Genomic DNA, 2,311 nt, shown 5'->3' with positions numbered 1-2,311 from the left:
ATGCGGCACAGCAGCCAGCCGCGCAGTGACCAGGACGAGTAGTTCTTCGACGAGATCGTCAACGTCGCCGTCGTCGCGCTTTCCGGCCTCGCCGCCTTCGCCTTCCCCGCCTTGGCCATGTCGTGGAACCTCCAAGCCTTTCGCCGGCAACAATCCTCTCGCAATGCAAAATAAATTGCACTAGCTTTTTTGCGCTGCACGATGGGCTGTCATCGGAACGAGGCGCAATGCTTTACCAGGCCTACCAGCTCCAGGACGACCTCATAGCTCCGGCGCGCATGCTTGCCGAACTGATGGGTTCCGCGACGGCCGGGATGGCGCTCGGCGACGCCGCCAAACGACCCATCGCGGCCGGGCTGGAGATGATCGCCCGTTTCAGGCTCACCCATACGCGGCCGGATTTCGGCATCGAGACTGTCAGGGTCGGCCACCGCGAGGTGCCGGTCGCCGTCGAAACGGCGCTCGCCCTGCCCTTCGGCCAACTGCTGCGCTTTGCCAAGAACATCGACGCCCGCCAGCCGAAGGTCATGGTGGTCGCGCCGCTGTCGGGACATTTCTCGACGCTGCTGCGCGGCACGGTGGAGACGCTGCTGGCCGACCACGAGGTCTATGTCACCGACTGGGCCAATGCCCGCGACGTGCCGCTGTCGGCCGGCAGCTTCGGCGTGGACGACTATGTCGACTACCTCATCCGTTTCCTGGAGGCGATCGGCCCGGGGGCGCATATCCTGGCGGTCTGCCAGCCCTGCGTCCAGGCGCTCGCCGCCGTCGCCGTCATGTCCGAGGACAGGCATCCGGCGACGCCGCGCTCGATGACGCTGATGGCGGGGCCGATCGACCCGCGCGAAAGCCCGACGGAGGTCAACGAATTCGCCGTCAGCAAGTCGCTGGCTTGGTTCCAAAGCTACGTCATCTCGCATGTGCCTTGGCGCCACCCGGGCGGCGGGCGGCGGGTGTATCCGGGCTTCCTGCAGCTCACCGCCTTCATGGCCATGAACAGCGACCGCCACGTCACGGCGCATCGCAAGCTCCATGAGCATCTGGCGGCCGGCGAGACCGCCGAAGCCGAGAAGATCAAGACTTTCTACGACGAGTATTTCGCGGTGCTCGACCTCACCGAGGAATTCTATCTCGAGACCATCGACCGGGTGTTCCAGAAGGCGGAGCTTGCCACAGGCGCGTTCACCTTCCGCGGCAGCAAGGTCGACCCCGGCGCGATCCGCCACACGGCGCTGCTCACCGTAGAGGGCGTACGCGACGACATATGCGCGCTGGGCCAGACCTCGGCGGCGCATGATCTGTGCCGCTCGCTGCGCCCACATTTGAAGCGGCATCACCTGCAGGCCAATGTCGGCCATTACGGCGTCTTCAACGGCAAACGCTGGGAACGCGAAATCTATCCCGTGGTGCGCAACCTCATCCTGGCGATGGAATAGCGGGACGCGCGGACGAACGAATCGGCGCCGTGGGCCCAGTTCCTCGTCAAATCCATAACCTGGATCGTGCCGCCGAGCGCGATACTGCTACCCATCTGCTTGCAATTCGCAATCAGTCAAGCTATCAGTTGACCGATTGCAAATTACAACTGGATCAGGAGGCAATGATGTCCAGGCTGCGTGTTAACGCTTTCACCTTGTCGCTCGACGGTTACGGCGCCGGTCCCGATCAGAGCCTCGACAACCCGCTCGGCGTAGGCGGCGAAGATCTACACAAGTGGATGATCAAGACCCGCTCGTTTTACCAGATGATCGGCAAGGAAGGCGGGACAACGGATACCGACGACGATTTTGCCGTGCGCAGCTTCGAGAATGTCGGCGCGTGGATCCTCGGCCGCAACATGTTCGCGCCGAGCCGTGGTCCATGGCCGGACGACAACTGGAAAGGCTGGTGGGGTCCCAACCCGCCCTACCACGTGCCGACCTTTATTTTGACGCATCAGAAGCGCGCGCCGATCGAGATGGAAGGCGGGACGACGTTCTATTTCGTCACCGACGGCATCCACTCAGCGCTCGAACAGGCGAAGGCAGCCGCCGTCGGCAAGGATGTGCGCATCGGCGGCGGCGTCTCGACTGTCCGGCAGTATCTGCAGGAGAAGCTCATCGACGAGATGCATCTGGCAGTCTCGCCGCTCCTGCTCGGCTCGGGCGAGCATCTGTTTGCCGGACTCGACATGCTGAAGCTGGGATACCGTTGCACCGGGCAGGTGGCGACCGCCGATGCCACGCATGTGATGATCGGACGGGTGTGACAACAGCCCTTTCTCCCCGTCACTATACGGGGAGAAATGCCCGGTGTCCGAACCGGATAGATA

2 protein-coding genes and 1 pseudogene are annotated in these 2,311 nt (G+C 63.3%); 2 read left to right on the top strand and 1 reads right to left on the bottom strand.

The features are described from left to right. Positions 1-119, bottom strand: a pseudogene (locus tag EOA27_RS42545) (glutathione S-transferase); the annotation flags it as partial. 108 nt (positions 120-227) lie between these two features. Here EOA27_RS42545 and phaZ point away from each other — a divergent pair. Together phaZ and EOA27_RS32535 are read left to right on the top strand one after the other, a co-directional pair. Further along, on the top strand, positions 228-1,436 hold the full coding sequence (phaZ, locus tag EOA27_RS32540; RefSeq protein ID WP_127258298.1) for a polyhydroxyalkanoate depolymerase: 1,209 nt from the start codon (positions 228-230) through the stop codon (positions 1,434-1,436). 167 nt (positions 1,437-1,603) lie between these two features. Further along, positions 1,604-2,248: a dihydrofolate reductase family protein gene (locus EOA27_RS32535; protein ID WP_126083825.1), complete on the top strand. Its 645-nt coding sequence runs from the start codon at positions 1,604-1,606 to the stop codon at positions 2,246-2,248. Positions 2,249-2,311: the final 63 nt, after the last annotated feature.

Source organism: Mesorhizobium sp. M2A.F.Ca.ET.037.01.1.1, from assembly GCF_003998075.1.
GTDB lineage: Bacteria > Pseudomonadota > Alphaproteobacteria > Rhizobiales > Rhizobiaceae > Mesorhizobium.
This window is presented reverse-complemented; position numbering and strand designations above follow the sequence as displayed.

Coding starts and splice junctions, on each gene's coding strand:
- phaZ (WP_127258298.1), top strand. CDS start 228: ATGCTTTACCAGGCCTACCAGCTCCAGGACGACCTCATAGCTCCGGCG.
- EOA27_RS32535 (WP_126083825.1), top strand. CDS start 1,604: ATGTCCAGGCTGCGTGTTAACGCTTTCACCTTGTCGCTCGACGGTTAC.